Annotated in this window: 16 protein-coding genes and 1 pseudogene; 8 read left to right on the forward strand and 9 right to left on the reverse strand. The window is 39.8% G+C overall.

What is annotated here, in order from left to right; translation table 11 throughout:
- Window positions 1-4: 4 nt before the first annotated feature.
- The 4 genes and pseudogenes from DTA23_RS08525 to DTA23_RS08545 all read left to right on the forward strand — a co-directional run bounded on the left by DTA23_RS08525 (window position 5) and on the right by DTA23_RS08545 (window position 3,510).
- The gene (locus DTA23_RS08525) at window positions 5-889 is read left to right on the forward strand and encodes an ATP-grasp domain-containing protein (protein ID WP_239468706.1); all 885 of its coding nucleotides are present in this window, start codon (window positions 5-7) and stop codon (window positions 887-889) included.
- Complete coding sequence (locus DTA23_RS08530) at window positions 870-1,820, forward strand: CDP-alcohol phosphatidyltransferase family protein (RefSeq protein WP_112374438.1); 951 nt, start codon at window positions 870-872, stop codon at window positions 1,818-1,820. The genes DTA23_RS08525 and DTA23_RS08530 overlap by 20 nt, the downstream gene beginning before the upstream one ends.
- Before the next feature lie 64 nt (window positions 1,821-1,884).
- Window positions 1,885-2,801: pseudogene (locus tag DTA23_RS31045) on the forward strand (lysylphosphatidylglycerol synthase transmembrane domain-containing protein).
- A 1-nt stretch (window position 2,802) separates the two neighbouring features.
- On the forward strand, window positions 2,803-3,510 hold the full coding sequence (locus DTA23_RS08545; RefSeq protein WP_112374441.1) for an HAD family hydrolase: 708 nt from the start codon (window positions 2,803-2,805) through the stop codon (window positions 3,508-3,510).
- Here DTA23_RS08545 and DTA23_RS08550 read toward each other — a convergent pair.
- The 7 genes from DTA23_RS08550 to DTA23_RS08580 all read right to left on the reverse strand — a co-directional run bounded on the left by DTA23_RS08550 (window position 3,507) and on the right by DTA23_RS08580 (window position 10,248).
- Complete coding sequence (locus DTA23_RS08550) at window positions 3,507-4,382, reverse strand: helix-turn-helix domain-containing protein (RefSeq protein ID WP_112374442.1); 876 nt, start codon at window positions 4,380-4,382, stop codon at window positions 3,507-3,509. The genes DTA23_RS08545 and DTA23_RS08550 overlap by 4 nt on opposite strands.
- Window positions 4,383-4,384: 2 nt before the next feature.
- Complete coding sequence (locus DTA23_RS08555) at window positions 4,385-5,065, reverse strand: M15 family metallopeptidase (protein ID WP_201639405.1); 681 nt, start codon at window positions 5,063-5,065, stop codon at window positions 4,385-4,387.
- 124 nt (window positions 5,066-5,189) lie between these two features.
- Window positions 5,190-7,259, reverse strand: coding sequence for a polyphosphate kinase 1 (gene ppk1 / locus DTA23_RS08560; protein ID WP_046675796.1), 2,070 nt, complete (start codon window positions 7,257-7,259; stop codon window positions 5,190-5,192).
- A 244-nt stretch (window positions 7,260-7,503) separates the two neighbouring features.
- Window positions 7,504-7,881, reverse strand: coding sequence for a hypothetical protein (locus DTA23_RS08565; RefSeq protein ID WP_046675797.1), 378 nt, complete (start codon window positions 7,879-7,881; stop codon window positions 7,504-7,506).
- 10 nt (window positions 7,882-7,891) lie between these two features.
- Window positions 7,892-8,470, reverse strand: a complete 579-nt coding sequence (locus DTA23_RS08570) for a DJ-1/PfpI family protein (RefSeq protein ID WP_070569652.1) — start codon at window positions 8,468-8,470, stop codon at window positions 7,892-7,894.
- A gap of 78 nt (window positions 8,471-8,548) precedes the next feature.
- The gene (locus tag DTA23_RS08575; RefSeq protein ID WP_046675799.1) at window positions 8,549-9,112 is read right to left on the reverse strand and encodes an NADPH-dependent FMN reductase; all 564 of its coding nucleotides are present in this window, start codon (window positions 9,110-9,112) and stop codon (window positions 8,549-8,551) included.
- A gap of 188 nt (window positions 9,113-9,300) precedes the next feature.
- A complete protein-coding gene (locus tag DTA23_RS08580) occupies window positions 9,301-10,248 on the reverse strand; it encodes a 1-aminocyclopropane-1-carboxylate deaminase/D-cysteine desulfhydrase (RefSeq protein ID WP_239468705.1) in 948 nt (315 codons plus the stop codon).
- Between the two features lie 18 nt (window positions 10,249-10,266).
- Here DTA23_RS08580 and DTA23_RS08585 point away from each other — a divergent pair, with 18 nt between their 5' ends.
- Both DTA23_RS08585 and DTA23_RS08590 read left to right on the forward strand, forming a co-directional pair.
- Complete coding sequence (locus DTA23_RS08585; protein WP_046675800.1) at window positions 10,267-11,313, forward strand: RluA family pseudouridine synthase; 1,047 nt, start codon at window positions 10,267-10,269, stop codon at window positions 11,311-11,313.
- Window positions 11,314-11,332: 19 nt separating this feature from the next.
- A complete protein-coding gene (locus DTA23_RS08590; protein ID WP_046675801.1) occupies window positions 11,333-12,199 on the forward strand; it encodes an aminotransferase class IV in 867 nt (288 codons plus the stop codon).
- Window positions 12,200-12,232: 33 nt separating this feature from the next.
- On the opposite strand, the gene DTA23_RS08595 is transcribed toward DTA23_RS08590, so the two are convergent.
- The gene (locus tag DTA23_RS08595) at window positions 12,233-12,808 is read right to left on the reverse strand and encodes an NADPH-dependent FMN reductase (protein WP_112374443.1); all 576 of its coding nucleotides are present in this window, start codon (window positions 12,806-12,808) and stop codon (window positions 12,233-12,235) included.
- A 353-nt stretch (window positions 12,809-13,161) separates the two neighbouring features.
- Here DTA23_RS08595 and DTA23_RS08600 point away from each other — a divergent pair, with 353 nt between their 5' ends.
- Window positions 13,162-13,581 carry a hypothetical protein gene (locus tag DTA23_RS08600; protein WP_174890602.1) on the forward strand — a complete coding sequence of 140 codons (420 nt, stop codon included), beginning with the start codon at window positions 13,162-13,164 and terminating at the stop codon, window positions 13,579-13,581.
- 260 nt (window positions 13,582-13,841) lie between these two features.
- On the opposite strand, the gene DTA23_RS08605 is transcribed toward DTA23_RS08600, so the two are convergent.
- The gene (locus tag DTA23_RS08605; protein WP_112374444.1) at window positions 13,842-15,017 is read right to left on the reverse strand and encodes an IS4 family transposase; all 1,176 of its coding nucleotides are present in this window, start codon (window positions 15,015-15,017) and stop codon (window positions 13,842-13,844) included.
- Between the two features lie 190 nt (window positions 15,018-15,207).
- On the opposite strand from DTA23_RS08605, the gene DTA23_RS08610 reads away from it, so the two are divergent.
- A complete protein-coding gene (locus DTA23_RS08610) occupies window positions 15,208-16,134 on the forward strand; it encodes a polysaccharide deacetylase family protein (RefSeq protein WP_112374445.1) in 927 nt (308 codons plus the stop codon).
- The last annotated feature ends 46 nt before the right edge of the window (window positions 16,135-16,180 follow it).

The following is a 16,180-nucleotide window of genomic DNA, read 5'->3' on the forward strand; positions in this document are numbered from 1 at the left end:
CGATATGATTTCTATTTTAGGCGTAACTCGAAAAAATCGCTTTTCACCCAACCATGTGGGGAATGATGCCGCCATATTCAATGAAGTAGTTTTAAAACTGACTGAAAAAGGTGCCTCGGTAGAGCTTTGTAACGAGGATGAATTTTTGTCTTCAGCATCCGTGAAGCAGGATAATATTCTGACTATGGGGAGAACAAAGACTTTAGTGAAAAAGTTGCAATCTCTTCAAAATAATGGGGTCAATGTTTTGAATTCTGGATTTGGAATTGAAAATTGCTTTCGGAAAAATATGACCCTTAAGCTTTTGGAAGGTGGAGTTCCTTATCCGAAAAGTATCGTGATCTCTACGGTTGCCGATATTCAATCTATTTTTGAGAAACTGAAAGAAAAGGGTGTGTGGATCAAACGTGGCGACTTTCACGCCATTCATAAAGAAGATGTTACTTTTGCCGCTAGTCTGAAAGAAGCGCAACATATCTTGAATGAATATGCGCTCCGCGGGATTAAAGAGGCGGTGATTTCTGAACATCTTGCCGGAGACCTACTAAAATTTTATGCGGTGCGGGGAACGGATTTCTTTTTTTATTTTTACCCCTATGAACACAATCATCACAAATATGATTTGTATGAACAAATTAATGATGAGGTCGTACACTTTCCTTTTGATCTCGACAAGCTAAAAGAAGTCGCTAATCGTGCGGCAGAAGTCCTGGATGTACATATCTACGGCGGCGACGTGATTATTGATGCAAATGGAGACTTCCATATTATTGACTTAAATGACTGGCCAAGTTTTGCGCCTTGTCGGGCAGAGGCTGCAGAGGCCATTGCTCAAATGGTTTACCATAAATTTACTGAAAAGAACCACAATGCAGAAAGAACAAGTTAATGTAATCGAAGAAGATAATTTGAGTGCATTCGAACAATCTTTAAAATCTAATGATACTGAGGAACGAATTGATATTTGGTTTTATCGACCTATAGGTTATCGCATTGCGCAAGTCTGTGCAAAAATTGGTATTACACCCAACGCTGTAACCATTATTAGTATTTTCTTTGGCGTTGCGGCGGGTATTTTATTCTATTACCCGGCGTTATGGATTAATGTGATCGGCATGCTTTTATTGGTTTTTGCCAATTCTCTAGATAGTGCCGATGGACAGCTGGCCAGAATGACGGACAATAAAAGTCGCTTTGGTCGTATCTTGGATGGTTTTGCTGGCGATTTTTGGTTTGCTTCTATTCATATTGCGATCTGTTTACGCAGTATTAACGAGGGGTGGCCACAATGGCTATGGGTATTTTGTGTGCTTGCAGGTGTATCGCATATGCTTCAGTCAGCAATGGCTGATTATTATCGTAACGTGCATTTGTATTTTATAAAAGGTAAAGCTGGAAGTGAGCTGGACAATACACGTGATTTGAAAGTTGACTACGATGCCTTGGCCTGGAGCAAGAATTTTTTCAGCAAATTTGTGTTAAATGGCTATATGGGCTATACACGAAACCAGGAAAAGCTTTCGCCAAAACTGCAAAAGCTACTGCGCCTAGTGAAAAGTCGCTATAAAGACGAATTGCCAAAACAATTAATGGTCGACTTTAGAACTCAAAATAAACCATTGATGAAGTATACAAATATTGTACAGTTCAATACAAGGGTGATTTTCCTATTTGTTTGGTTGTTTATCGGCCAACCTTGGATTTACTTTTTCTTTGACATGTTTGTCCTAAATCCGATATTGATCTATATGTGTAACCGACAAGAAAAGGTAAGTGGCTATTTTGTTGATAAATTAACAAATGATCCAACCTATGGGTAGCAAAATCTATAAAGTGCTCTTTATGCTGATCGGTATAGGTACACTGGCCTATATGATTCATGCAATGGGAATTGATGAGATTTGGAACAACCTTGAAAATATTGGCTGGTGGTTTCTGCCTGTACTTGGTAGCTGGGCAGTACTCTACTGGATGAATGCTATGGCATTTAAGGCAATTATTCAGGAACCGGAATTGCCACAGACAAACGTCCCTTTTTGGAAGGTCTTACAATTGACAATATCGGGGTATGCCATCAATTATATAACACCATTTGTTGCGTTAGGAGGGGAGCCTTATCGTATTATGGAGCTTAAAAACTATGTCGGTGGTTCGAAGGCAGGTTCATCTGTGCTGTTATACGGTGTCATGCACATTCTATCGCATATTTTATTTTGGGTCGCTTCTGTTTTTCTAATTCTTTGGTTTGTGCCTGCTAGCACGATGGTCAATGTGGCCTGTGCTGCGATTTTTGTAATGGCTATCATCTGTACTTGGCTATTTACAAATTTTATAAGAAGGGAATTACCGTTTCACTATTGAAAGCCTTGTCTAAACTGCCTTTGGTAGGCAAGAAAGTGGGTGATGTACTGGATACGAAATATGAAACTTTGAATGACGTCGATCAACAGGTGAAAAACCTCTTTCAAAATCGTCGTGATCGTTTCTATACGGCGCTTTTTTGGGAATTTGTAGCACGCGTTGTAGGCTGTTTTGAGATTTATTTTATTGGTTTGGCTTTAGATATCAATATTGATTTTATTGATGCTATGATCATTAGCTCAGGATCTTCCCTATTTGCCAATCTTGTTTTTTTCTTTCCAATGCAGTTGGGAACCCGGGAAGGTGGATTGGCAATGGCCGTAATGAGTATAGGATTGCCTGCGAAAGTCGGTATTTTTATGGGTGTTGTGACACGAATTAGGGAAATTGTGTGGATTATGATCGGTTTGGGGTGGATGAGTTTAGTAAAAAAGAAATAACATGGATAAGTTTAATATTAAAGGAATTATTTTTGATTATGGTGGAACCTTAGACACCAATGGCGGCCACTGGGGAGCTGTTATCTGGTCGGGTTATGAAAAATATCAGGTTCCCGTAAATTTGAACGCTTTTCAGGAGGCCTATACCTACGCGGAACGTCAGATGGCTTTACAACCTATTATTAAACCGCAGTTTAATTTTTTGGAAGTGCTTGAAGCAAAGCTCAATGTGCAATTTGATTATCTTATTGCTGCAGGGTACGACTTAGACCGATCATTAGCGCATAGAATAGCCTTTGACGGTTATTCATTGGCGAAGAATACGGTTGAAGAGGTAAAACCACTGTTAAATTCACTCCATGAAAAATATCCGATTGTCATGGTTTCCAATTTTTATGGTAATTTAAAATCGGTCCTTGATGATTTTGGGATTCTATCTTATTTTCAGGAAGTTGTGGAGTCGGCTGTCGTCGGTGTGCGCAAACCTGATACTGCCATTTATGCCTTAGGTGTAACTAAAATAGGACTTCCTGCACAAGAGGTATTGGTGGTAGGTGATTCCTATAGTAAAGATATGGTACCTGCCAAAGCGGTTGGCTGCCAAACCTTATGGTTGAAAGGGCAGACTTGGGGCGAGGATAAATTGCAGGATACTGGAGCTGCAGACCAGCAATTTACAAGCATCTTCGATTTAATCGACTTTGTTTAAGTAGAGATTCTGACGAAATTCTTTAGGCGAGATTCCAACATTTCGCTTAAAGAATTTACCAAAAAAGATTGATCCGAGAAATGTAATTTCACTGCAATTTCTCCGATAGGAAGCCCCTGGCAAAGTAATGATTTTGCTTCCTCCACTAAAACGTTCTGAATAAGTTCTATTGCTGATTTTCCAGTTAGTTCCTTGGTAATCACCGATAGGTGTTTCGCTGTGATGCCAAGTTCCATCGCATAAAATTGCACCATGTGTTCTTTATGAAACGACTTTTTTAGTAGCAAATGAAAATTGGCCAGAATCTCTCTTTTCCGGGAGGGAATAGCGGGTGTATTTCGCATATTTTGGCTTCCTAGACGAGCTATTTCACAAAATAATATTTCTGTTAATGACTTAATAATCTGATGTTTGAAAAGGTAGCTAGAGTCTTGTCGGTCGTAATGAATAAACTGTTTAAATAAGTTAGATAAGTTGATCGAATCTTGGTTCGATAGCGACCAGATGTAACTGTCATTTAAGGCAAGCGACTTTTTGGTGACCTCAAAGAAATCTTCTTGAAAATCCAGTTTGAAGCTAAAATCCAGCGTAAAGAAAATCAAATATACCTCACAGTCCCAAGATTTGACGACTGAGGAGCCATTCACTCGGGAGGATGGATTGGTTAACAATAGGTGATTTTGAGCAACCTGTACCCGTTCATTATTAATCATGAAGGAAGTCTCACCTTTTTTTATTAAACAGAGCGAATAGAGATCACCTTTTGTTAAAATCTGCTGCTGCTCGGAACTAAAGACAGGTTTCGATTTGTTGCCCTTAAAATGAAAGACATAAAAACCCTTGTTTTTGATGGGAGTTTCCTTTACAGACATGTTTATTTTACGATAAAATCAAAATAAGTTTTACGATAGGGTTCATCTTGCAAAGTGTAATGCCACCATTCCTTATCATAAGCTTTGAAGCCAAATTTAGCCATCGCTTCTTTTAAAATCTTCCGGTTTTCTTTCTGTTGGGCGGTCAGATGCGCATAGTGATGATGGGAGACTGCGCCGAAAAAATCAAAAGGTCCACCCATATCAATCTCCTTATGATCTTTTAGGCTAATGAGCGTTAGATCGACTGTACTGCCACGGCTGTGGCCTGATTTGGAGGCAATAAAGCCTAGATTGAACAAGTTCTTCTTATTGATAAGCGGGTAGAATTCCCTTTTTGCGATAGTATCATTGGTGTTTAAGGACCATGTTTTAAAGTTGTCAACAGCACGTTGCGGACGGTAGGCATCGAATATTTTCAGGCCAAGACCTTTTTTATTTAAATGGTTCTCGACCTGCTGCAGTGCTAGCGCTGCGCGCTTCGTTAAAATAGCGACTGGTTTTTCATAACCTTGAATTGGCCTTCCGGTGAAGTTGTGGCTACCAAAATAACGCATTTCTAAACTTATTGTTGGAATAATGTCCTTGACGTATACAAAATCTGAAGGCATGGTCTTTTCCTGCGCACTGAGAGAAAGCGTGGAAAGGCTTAAGGCAAATATAAGACACAAGTTAAATTTCATGGAATGAAGATACAACTTGTGTCTTAATTAATATAATATAAAACGTTATTCTCGTTCGTAATGACAAGAATGATCTTGAATTCAGCTTATTGACCAATTTGTGCTCGTATTGATCAACAGCCCACTAATGATCCGCTAATTTTTTTCTCAGATAATTGTATATTTCAATCTGCGAACGGCATGGCGCCTTTTTATTCTCAACGTAATGATTGCTCAGTGAATTGTTGAGTATACGGGCCTTGACATTATCATTGAGCTGGATCTGAAGCATTTCTTTTAAATCTTCCTTGATTTTTTTACTTGTTATTTTGACCGCTGCTTCGATGCGATGATCCAAGTTTCTTGTCATCCAATCTGCCGAGGAAATAAATAGCTGCTCTCGGCCAGCGTTGTAGAAATACATCACACGTGCATGTTCCAAATACTCATCGACGATTGAAATGGCATTCATTTGCAATTTAAAGGTTTTTTGATTTGTTGCACAGTAGATTCCCCGGATGATAAGGTCTATTTTGACACCAGCTGTTGCGGCATCATAGAGCTTTTTAATCATTTCTTTATCGCTCAGTGAGTTTACCTTGACAATAATATATGCTTTTCGACCAGCCTTGGCTTCGGTAATCTCCTGATCGATGTAGTGTAGAAGTTCCCTGCGCATATCCGTTGGGCATATCAACAGACTTTTGCAATTTTTGATAATTTCAGCCGGATTTGACTTAGGACGTCTCAGGTAATTGAAAACCTTATTTATATCGGCAATAACATCCCTATTACTCGTTAACAGGCAGTAATCTCCGTATAATTTAGCCGTTTTTTCGTTGATATTTCCTGTGCTGACAAAACCATACTGGATCGTTTTCATTCCAATACGTTTTTTGATGACGCATAGTTTTGCATGGACCTTTTTATTTGGGATACCGGTCAATACCTTGATGCCTTCCAGTTCAAGTTTCTCTTTCCAGTCCAAATTGTTTTCTTCATCAAATCTTGCCCGAAGTTCAAGCATCACGGTGACTTCCTTTCCATTGCGGGCCGCGTTAATCAGGGCATTTGCAATTTTTGAATTCGAGGCTAAGCGGTATGCCGTAATCTGGATGGTTTTCACATCTGGATCCATCGCTGCTTCACGAAGTAGATCAATGATCGGTCTAAACTCATGATAGGGGAAGGAGAGCAGCACATCTTTTTTCAATACAGTATCCGTTACACGTTCGTAGTTCTTGAAATAGGGGTGTGGAAAGGACGTCCGTTCCAAGGGCTGATTATAGGATTTAAACACATTGGGAAAATCCATGAAGTGTTTGAAGTTGTGTATTTTTTGTCCTGGAATGATGCTGTCTTTTTTTGAAAGGTTAAGTTTCTTGATCAGGAATTCTACCAATTTATGGTCCATCTCTTGATCAAAAATAAATCGGGTAGGTTTACCTTTTCTTCTGTTTTTTACCCCTTTGCTTATCTTTTCGACCAGCGTCGTGTTGATGTCATTGTCAATGTCAAATTCGGCGTCTTTTGTGACTTTAAATACATGTGCATTGAATACATCAAAACCGAAATAGGAGAATATCAGAGGAAGATTAAACTTGATAACATCCTCCAAAAGTATGATGTGTTTTTCATCTTTTGGCGATGGCAACTGGACGAAGCGTCCATTTTGACTGGTCGGGATTTCGATGAGTGCAAATTTGGTTTCGTACTGCCATTCCTGTTTTCCCATAGCAATGCCCAAATAAAGGCTCTTATCCCGAATATAAGGCATAGGCCGCACATCGTCCAATATCAGCGGAATGACGTTCGATTCTACGTCATCCTGATAATAGTCACTCACAAACTTCTGTTGTTCGGGGTTGAGTTCCTCACTGGTCTTAATATAGACATTTTGTTTGGCCATATCTTTTTGGATACGATTCCAGGTACTGTCAAATTTCTTTTGCTGCTTGATGACCCGGATATTGAGCTCTTCTAGGATAAGCTGAGGATCTTCATAGAAGGATTGATTGGCACTTTTATCTTTGAGGTCTATAGCCCGTTTTAGACCTGCAACACGCACGCGGAAAAATTCATCGAGGTTATTGGAAAATATACCTAAAAATTTGATTCTTAAGGGTAAAGGGACAGTCTCATCCGCAGCTTCCTGAAGTACTCTGCCATTAAAGCTCAACCAACTAACGTCTCTAGGAATAAATTTTTTCGCCATAGCTAAATATACGTAAATTTAAAAAGCAAAACTATAGCTCTGCAGGGGATAATCGAACTTTTTTGTGTTAAAGAATTATTAAGTTATTTTTTGTTCATGTATTTCGAGCATCGTTTTAAGGTGCATTTTTGCCATCATTCTTCTTCCCTAGAAATAACCGCTACAAGGTAGAGCATAGCATGGCAAAAAAAATCCCCCAAAGTCTAGCAGACTTTGAGGGACATGTCATTATGTTTGATTTCGTCTATTTCTTCTTTCCGTACTTTTTGGAAATTTGAATAGCTTTGTATTTCGTCGTGTCAAAATGGGGTGTGTCAATTGATAAGCTTGTTGGATAAGGTGCACTTCGATCGAAGAAATATACGGTTGTTGTACTTCCGTAATCATTAACTGGCATCAAGTCAAGACAGCCTGTATAATCTGCGTTCAACAGGTCACCTACTGTAACGGCATAGATGCGTATGATACCGCCTTTATTTTGTTCATTTCTGACGAAAGCGACTTCCTTAAAACCTCCCGGTAAATCTTCAATACTTTTCTGATTGAAGCTATCTTTTAAAATAAAACCCAGCAGCACTAAAATCGGTATGACCAAAAGCCATAACCTTTTATTCTTCTTCATTAAAAAACACTTAAATTGTAATAGTAATACCTAATAACTTATAAAACTCTTTTAAAATTGCCTGATGTCCTGGCCAAGCAGGAGAGGTGACCAAATTTCCGTCTACGACCGCTTGATCTGCAGGAATATTTTTCCATGTGCCGCCTGCTAATTCAATGTCTGGACCTACAGCAACATAGGCTGTCAATGTACGACCTGCGAGTACTTTTGCAGCTGTTAACACCTGGATACCATGACATATTGCCGCCACAGGTTTGTTGTGCTCAAAGAAGTGTTTCGTAATCTCCAAAACACGTTTGTTGAGTCGAATATATTCTGCCGATCGTCCGCCAGCAATATATAGACCGTCATAGTCTTCAACATTTACCTGGTCGAAATCTTTATTGATTGCGAAATTATGCCCGCGCAATTCTTTGTAGGTCTGATCACCAGTGAAATCATGTACTGCTGTGGGAACTACATCCCCGCTTTTGCGGTCTGGAGCAATTGCATCTACCGTTATCCCTATAGAACCCATTGCTTGAAATGGAACCATTGCTTCGTAGTCTTCTACAAAGTCTCCTACAAGTAGTAATATTTTTTTTGCCATATCAAAAAACCTCTTTTAATAGGTTTTCAATTTACATATTAAAAGAGGTTTTTACAATGATTATTTGTTAATCTTTTGTTAACCCTGAACGGATAATTTTTCGGCAAGTGCACGTTTTGTTTTACGTACTTTAGCTTCTAATTGACTTCTTAAAGTCGGGTCGATAATACCTTTACCTTCTTCAAAGTTTTTGTGGAATTCGGGAAGAGAAAAGGAATCTAATATATCGGCACCGTCCCAAGTGATTCGATTGACAGCAGTGTTCAAAACTGTGGCACCTCCCATTGGACCAGGGGCAGTTGCCAATAAGAAAACAGGTTTGCCGTTGAATAATTTACGGTTAGGAATCCGTGAAACCCAGTCAACGATATTTTTGTAAGCTGTGGTATAGGATCCATTATGTTCGGCCAAAGAAATCAACAGGAAATCTGCGGCATCCATTTTAGCTGCAAAGTCATGCGCTAATTGAGGAATGCCCAACTCGACTTCTTTGTCGTAAGAATAGATCGGCATTTCAAAATGGTTTAAGTCTAGCAATTCGATGGTATCGTCGGCTTCCTTGTAGTATTTTGAAGTACTTGTGACAAATGTTTTGTTGATTGAGTTTTTGTTGCTTGTGCCTGCAAATGCTAATATTTTCATCTTTATATCATTAATTTATGAGGTGCTGCATAGGGTTAAAAATACCCCATACTGGCCTCGCTGTTACCTTTGGAAAATCATGGTTTTCGCATGTTTTCGATTTGATTTATTTTTAAATCGGGTCAAACTTACAATATAATTGCTGAATAAATGTCAATCAAATGTCTCTGTGGGGTGTTCTGCTTTATTTATTGATGTAGATCAAGAAAATTAAAACGTTCGTACATGCCAAGTAGGCCTGTAAGTCCGCCGGTATGTATTACGAGTACCTGATCGGCGGGGGTAAAGTAGTCCTTTTTGATCAGGTCATCCACGGCATAGAGCAATTTGCCGGTATAAGTAGGTTCAATCATTATTCCTGTGGATGCTATAAAATGTTGAACGAAGACGAGCAAGTCGGCGTTGGATTTGGCATAACCACCAAAATGATAATCAAGGTGTAAAATAGGCGGGGGGATGTTGGGGTAAAGTTGATCGACTTCCGTTTGAATAAAGCCACCATTTTTTAAAACAGGAACGCCATGTACATGGGTAAATAGATCTCGTTTTTCGACAGCATTGCCTATTCCCGCTAATGTTGTTCCTGTACCACAGGCTGTAAAAATATGCTGATATTCATGTTGGAGTTCGTCAACGATTTCGGCGCAACCTTTCGCTCCGAGCATACCGTAACCGCCTTCATGTATATAGAATGTCGTCGGATCCTGACCAAAATAACGCTCGTATAAATTTTCTTTATTTCGGTAAGATTCGCGGTCGACGTAAATAAGCTGCATCCCAAAAAGACGACACATCGTTAAAACAGGGTTGTTAACCCCTTCTTCACCTCTAACAAAAGCAGTTGTTTTAAACTTGAAGGTAGCGCCGGCGCAAGCAGTAGCCAAAAGATGGTTGCTCCATGCCCCGCCAAATGTAACCAGATGGCTTTTCCCTAGCTGCACTGCTTCTTCCAGATTATATTTTAATTTTCGCCACTTATTGCCCGAAATAAACGGATGTATGAGGTCATCCCGCTTAAGCGTTACTTTAATATGCTTCTTCTCCCAGGCCGGAAGGCACAATTCAGTTTCGGGACTATGGATTTTGAACGGCAACATAACATTAAATGAAAACAAATTTAACGAAAATTGTTTCATTTGGTTTATTTTTGTAGCATGACAGAACAAATTGGATCGCAAGATCAGGAAGAACAGGAATTATTTGAGCATCTACGTATTGAGGTGGATAAGGGGCAAGCATTACTCCGCATTGATAAATATCTGATGAACAGGGTGGAAAATGCTACGCGGAGCAAAATTCAGCATGCTATTGAAGCTGGTTCTGTCATGGTTAACGGTAAGGAGATCAAGGCGAGCTATAAGGTTAGACCTGATGATGTGATTACATTAGTGCTACCTGATCCGCCACGGGATAACGAAGTTTATCCTGAAAACATTCCATTAGATATCAAATACGAGGATGACGATGTGTTGATCGTGAATAAGGAGGCGGGAATGGTCGTGCATCCAGGATATAATAATTATACAGGAACCTTGGTCAATGCATTAACGTATCATATACAGCAGCTGCCACAGCTACCTGGAAACTCCGATCGCCCGGGTTTAGTGCATCGAATCGATAAAGACACCTCCGGATTATTGGTCATTGCTAAAAATGAAAAATCAATGGCCTTTTTGGCAAAGCAGTTTTTCGATCACAGCATTACCCGTAAATATATTGCATTAGTTTGGGGAGATTTAAAAGAGGACGGAACAATCACAGGTTATATTGGACGTCATCTAAAAGACAGACGTATCATGGCGATGTATGATAGTGAAGACAAGGGGCGTTGGTCAGTGACACATTACCGAGTTTTGGAGCGACTGGGCTATGTTACCCTAATAGAATGTCAATTAGAAACGGGACGTACACATCAAATTCGTACGCATATGCAATCTATTGGTCATCCGCTATTCAATGATGCCATGTATGGCGGCGATAAGATTTTAAAAGGTACCGTGTTTTCAAAGTACAAGCAGTTTGTGGATAACTGTTTTTCATTGCTGCCGCGACAAGCACTTCATGCGCAAGTATTGGGATTTATTCATCCTTCTACAAAAGAAAATATGTATTTTGAGGTACCATATCCGGAAGATTTTCGTTTAGCTTTAGAAAAGTGGCGCGGATATGCGGCAAATTCAATGGCTATAGAACATGATTAAAATTTAGAACAAAATTAAGATGCCAACAAACTATATCAATTTCAATGGCAATGTAGTGCCGGAAGATCAGGAAATATTTAGCATTGAGAATAGAGGTTTTCGTTATGGGGACGGACTGTTCGAAACGATGTTGTATAAGGATGGTGATATCCGCTTTCTAAATTTTCATGTCGAGCGTTTACAAAAAGGAATGGAGTTGATTCATTTGGATGATGCAAACCTTTTCGATGCATTTTTTATTCGTTCGAGATCCGAAGAATTAATCCGTAAAAACAATATGTTGGGACAGCAGGTTCGTATCCGGTTGATCGTATTTAGATCTGGCGGCGGATTGTATAGTCCGACGAGTAATAAACCTGGTTTTGTTTTGCAGGTGCAGCGCATAGAACCTAATCTTCGCGATAAGAAGGTCGGTTTGATTGTAGGGCTGTACAATGAATTCAAAAAACCTTATAGCGATCTTTCAAAGATTAAATCTTTAAATGCGCAGATTTATGTGTTAGCTGGCATCTATAAAAAGAAAATGGCTTTTGATGATGTGTTAATTCTAAATCAGGAAGGTTACCTATGTGAATCCTTAATTTCAAATATCTTTGTCTATTATGAAAAGGTGCTTTATACACCAGCATTATCCGAAGGATGTATTGAAGGGGTGATGCGTCGGGTAGTCATGGACATGGCACAGGATGAAGGTATAGAAGTGGTGGAAGCACAGATAAGCCCCGAAATCATGAAACGGGCAGATGAGATTTTCTGTACCAATGCTGTACAGGGGGTACAATGGGTAATGGGCTATAAGCAAAAGCGCTATTTCAATAAGATATCGCGGATCTTACAGGAAAAATTACAGCATTGGAACTATGACCTCAGTGATGAACAAGACTAGTTTAATTTGATCATTCATACAAAAGGGCAGAACTTAATTCTGCCTTTTTGTATGAATGATTCGCTCAGCCCATTGCTCAAATGCTGTTTTAAAGCTGCGGAGAAAATCTTTGGTTTTTGCTAATTCCACTGTTCCACTTGGACCGATACAGCTGCTGATATCGCCCAGATAAGCTTCAGGTTGCTGCATCGTTGGGATATTGACGAAGACAAGTGATTGACGCAAATGATGGTTGGCCCCAAAGCCCCCATAAACTCCCGTTGATGAGGAAATTATTGCGCCAGGTTTACCATCCCATTTATTTTTTCCATAGGGTCTCGAACCCACGTCAATCGCATTCTTTAATACCGCCGGAATCGAACGGTTATACTCTGCGGTAACAAAAAGCACAGCATCCAAGGACGCGACCTCTTGACGGAAACGGGTATAGCTAGCCGGTGGATTACCTGCATCGTCAAAATCCTGATTATATAAGGGGAGATCGCCGATATCAATCATGCGATAGCTAAATTTCGATTCCTCCTGGTCGAGGATAAACTGTGCGATCTTTTTATTGAAAGATTCCTTTCTCAAGCTGCCGACAAATATGCCTACGTTATATATACTCATGGTAATTATTCATTAAAGTCCTATCAATCTGAACAACGGATCCTTCAAAAAGGTTTGGGGTTTGTTGTTAATTATATTATTTTCAACCTGTTCAAAATGAGGCTTTTATTGTTGTGTTAACAAAAATTAACATTTGAACATTAATCTTTTGCATACTGTTTGTTGTCGTATTGTAAAGAAGAAATTACAAACTAAGGGAGGAGCTACTTATGAAAAAATTGTTTTATGCGGCGGCGATCATTGCAGGCCTTTTTACGGCGGGAGCTGCACAGGCGCAAGTGAGTATCAGTGTCAATATTTGAAGTCAGCCGAGCTGGGGACCAGCGGGTTATGATTACGCGCGTTATTATTATATGCCAGAATACAATATGTATTACGATGTACCCGCGAGATGTTACGTTTATTATGATAACGGCGGCTGGATAAGAAGAGCAAGTTTACCGAGACGATATAGACATTACGATTTTTATCGGGTGCATAAAGTAGTAATCAACGATCGCACACCTTGGCATCATCACGATCGCTACAGAAGCCGTTATGGCGGTTATCGGGGAAGGCAGGTCGCCATTCGAGACAGTCACCATGGTGGTGGATATTCATTTGCAAGCGAGCGTCGGGTAAGCCGCGAACATTCATGGGGTGAGCGTCGGGGATACGATAGAGGAAACGACCGCGGTTATGGACGAGGTCGCGAAGGTGGTCACGGGCGTGGCAATGATCAGGGATATGGACACGGGCGAGGTAACGGTCATGGCGGAAGACATCGGGATTAATTGAGTAGCTGAATAACAGAATAAAAAAGGAATCTATATCAACATAGGTTCCTTTTTTTTGGCCGGAAATAACAGCTGGTCTGCTTTCGTAGCGCTGGAGGCATGCGAAATCATGACGCTTTGAGTGCCATGCACAATAAATTAAATAACATAACAGCTTTATTAATGAAAAATCACATGTGTCCTAAATAAATTTTAGGAGTCGTTTTCTGTGTTACAACCATTGATTTTTTGCTCATTTGAATTTTGACCCCTACTTTTCATTCCGTGAAGATGTTCAGCTGTCCATTTTTTCCTTTGACCGGAGGCCTGACAAATGGATCATCTATCCATTTCCAGATGTTTATTTTCACGAAGATATTCATTCTGATAAATGCCACAAGATTGGAAAGATTCCAATCATATTTGGCCTTCTTTTGGAGGTACTTTAACAGTAATATGCCGATCAGTGAAGTCCAGATCTGTATCATCACTGCATTTTCAGAAGTCCCTATGAATGTCGATACTTTTAAGCGCTGCTTTAGATGCTTGAAGAAGACTTCGATATGCCAGCGTTGTTTATAGATGTTTGCCACCAAAGAAGCCTTCCATTTAGTATTATTGGTCAAAAAGTGGTACTCATTACCAGTGGTGCTGTCCCAAAAGTGGACCAGGCGTAACGGTTTGGAATTGTATTTATTGCAGGCAGCACCGGAAAGCTCAATGATCTCATCTTTAATGATTCCCTTTTCCAAGAGTGCTTCACTCTGATATGATTTGATAACCTTGTAATTCATGTTGGTTTTACTCCTGGTAACGAAATAACAGCCCCTGCTGTCCAAATCCCCAAGCCAGCTGTAATCCACGTAGCCACGGTCCACTACCACCACGCTTCCCTTAGAAAAACTGTAACTACCGGCCCGCTGGCTCTCATGTACTTTTCCATCGGTAATCTGCATAAAAACAGGCAGGCAGCCATCATAATCCAGAACGGTGTGCAGTTTTACCGCACCTTTGGTGCTCCTGAATTTAGCCCAGTCAAATACAGATAGACATAAGGGGATGATGCTGGCATCCATCAGATATACTTTACGCTTTAGCTGACCAAGATCTTTGCGAAAATGGGTGTCCTTTTGCCAAAGCCTATCCAAAACAGAATAGTAAAGATCTTTGAAAAGTTCATGGGTACGGTGTGTGTTGATATAGGATATATTAGACTTACTTGGAGCTCTTACTACACCTAAGTGGTTCAGATTACCAGTGGTACTGCGTAAACCGTTACTAATATCACGAACCGAATCTGCCGAGGAAAAATGACAGAAAAGCATACTGACTAGATGCGTCCAGCTGTTGATCCCTTTCTGATGTTTGTCACTTTTGTGCTTTGAAACCAAATCTTTGAATAATTCGCGGTCGATAAGAGATAAAATCTGACTAAAAACGTTTAAATTTATCATGGCGGTGTGTTATAATTTTGCGATTTAAATATAGCAACTTTGCTATATCTAAACACCGCCACTTTTTAAACGTTTAGGACGCAAGTGATGAAAAATATATTAATTTTGCGCAACACGGGACTGAAATCAGCTTATTTTAGATGATTTTGAGTATTTGTGAAATAATTGTGATGGTAAGTTAATTTTTGTAATGAGAAAAGTAGTTAATTCGGGTGTTGTATGGGTAGGGTTAAGTATATCTATTTTGGGATTTTACTCCTGCAATCAAAGTGGGACAAATAAGGTGCAAAATGTGGGGGCTCTTGACTCTATGCCTCCAAAAAAGGATAGTTTACTTGCCGTGCAAGATTCAATAAGTAAAGTAGATTCGCTACGGAAAGACACCATTACAAAAATGGAAGAAGATGTGGACTACAAAGGAGCTAAAGATACAACGGTATTGTTGACTGATACTGTTTCTCCACGTTATATTTATCTCACTTTTGACGATGGACCCTTAAATGGAAGTCAGCACCTTGATTCCATTGCGACAGCAAAAGGCATTAAAATCAATGCTTTTCTGATTGGCAATCATGACAAGATGAGTAAGAAGTTACACGGCTTTACAGAACGTTATAAAAATAATCCATTAGTAGATTGTTACAACCACAGTTACTGGCATGCACATAATAAGTACAGTACGTTCTATTCGAATGCGCAGACGGCCTTTGAAGATTTTGAACTTGCTGAGCAATCGCTGGGCTTAACACATAAGATAGTGCGGCTGCCGGGACGAAATATCTGGTATATCGGAGACCGCAAAAAGGTTGATTTGAAAAGTGGGGCTTCGACGGCCGAGCTACTACACCAAAATGGTTATAAAGTAATTGGTTGGGATTGTGAGTGGAAGATTAATGGTGTTACAGGGAAACCGGACCTATCGGTGAATCAATTGTATACCCAAATGAAGAATTTACTCCGCAAAGGTACGTCTTATACAAAGAACAATGTTGTGCTATTGACTCATGACAATATGTACCAAACGAAAAAAGGGCAGCGGCTATTATCGGACTTGATCGATAGTCTCAAACAACATCCAAACTATCGTTTCGAATTTGTGCGGAATTATCCGCAATAGTGGCAACTAGTATCTATTTAAATAATTAAGGCTTAAACGGGAGTTC

The sequence above is a fragment of the Sphingobacterium multivorum genome (genome assembly GCF_900457465.1).
GTDB classification, from domain to species: domain Bacteria; phylum Bacteroidota; class Bacteroidia; order Sphingobacteriales; family Sphingobacteriaceae; genus Sphingobacterium; species Sphingobacterium multivorum.

Excerpts from the sequence above, each read along its gene's own strand:
- DTA23_RS08525 (WP_239468706.1), top strand. The coding sequence starts at position 5 with ATGATTTCTATTTTAGGCGTAACTCGAAAAAATCGCTTTTCACCCAAC.
- DTA23_RS08530 (WP_112374438.1), top strand. The coding sequence starts at position 870 with ATGCAGAAAGAACAAGTTAATGTAATCGAAGAAGATAATTTGAGTGCA.
- DTA23_RS08545 (WP_112374441.1), top strand. The coding sequence starts at position 2,803 with ATGGATAAGTTTAATATTAAAGGAATTATTTTTGATTATGGTGGAACC.
- DTA23_RS08550 (WP_112374442.1), bottom strand. The coding sequence starts at position 4,382 with ATGTCTGTAAAGGAAACTCCCATCAAAAACAAGGGTTTTTATGTCTTT.
- DTA23_RS08555 (WP_201639405.1), bottom strand. The coding sequence starts at position 5,065 with ATGAAATTTAACTTGTGTCTTATATTTGCCTTAAGCCTTTCCACGCTT.
- ppk1 (WP_046675796.1), bottom strand. The coding sequence starts at position 7,259 with ATGGCGAAAAAATTTATTCCTAGAGACGTTAGTTGGTTGAGCTTTAAT.
- DTA23_RS08565 (WP_046675797.1), bottom strand. The coding sequence starts at position 7,881 with ATGAAGAAGAATAAAAGGTTATGGCTTTTGGTCATACCGATTTTAGTG.
- DTA23_RS08570 (WP_070569652.1), bottom strand. The coding sequence starts at position 8,470 with ATGGCAAAAAAAATATTACTACTTGTAGGAGACTTTGTAGAAGACTAC.
- DTA23_RS08575 (WP_046675799.1), bottom strand. The coding sequence starts at position 9,112 with ATGAAAATATTAGCATTTGCAGGCACAAGCAACAAAAACTCAATCAAC.
- DTA23_RS08580 (WP_239468705.1), bottom strand. The coding sequence starts at position 10,248 with ATGAAACAATTTTCGTTAAATTTGTTTTCATTTAATGTTATGTTGCCG.
- DTA23_RS08585 (WP_046675800.1), top strand. The coding sequence starts at position 10,267 with ATGACAGAACAAATTGGATCGCAAGATCAGGAAGAACAGGAATTATTT.
- DTA23_RS08590 (WP_046675801.1), top strand. The coding sequence starts at position 11,333 with ATGCCAACAAACTATATCAATTTCAATGGCAATGTAGTGCCGGAAGAT.
- DTA23_RS08595 (WP_112374443.1), bottom strand. The coding sequence starts at position 12,808 with ATGAGTATATATAACGTAGGCATATTTGTCGGCAGCTTGAGAAAGGAA.
- DTA23_RS08600 (WP_174890602.1), top strand. The coding sequence starts at position 13,162 with ATGCCAGAATACAATATGTATTACGATGTACCCGCGAGATGTTACGTT.
- DTA23_RS08605 (WP_112374444.1), bottom strand. The coding sequence starts at position 15,017 with ATGATAAATTTAAACGTTTTTAGTCAGATTTTATCTCTTATCGACCGC.
- DTA23_RS08610 (WP_112374445.1), top strand. The coding sequence starts at position 15,208 with ATGAGAAAAGTAGTTAATTCGGGTGTTGTATGGGTAGGGTTAAGTATA.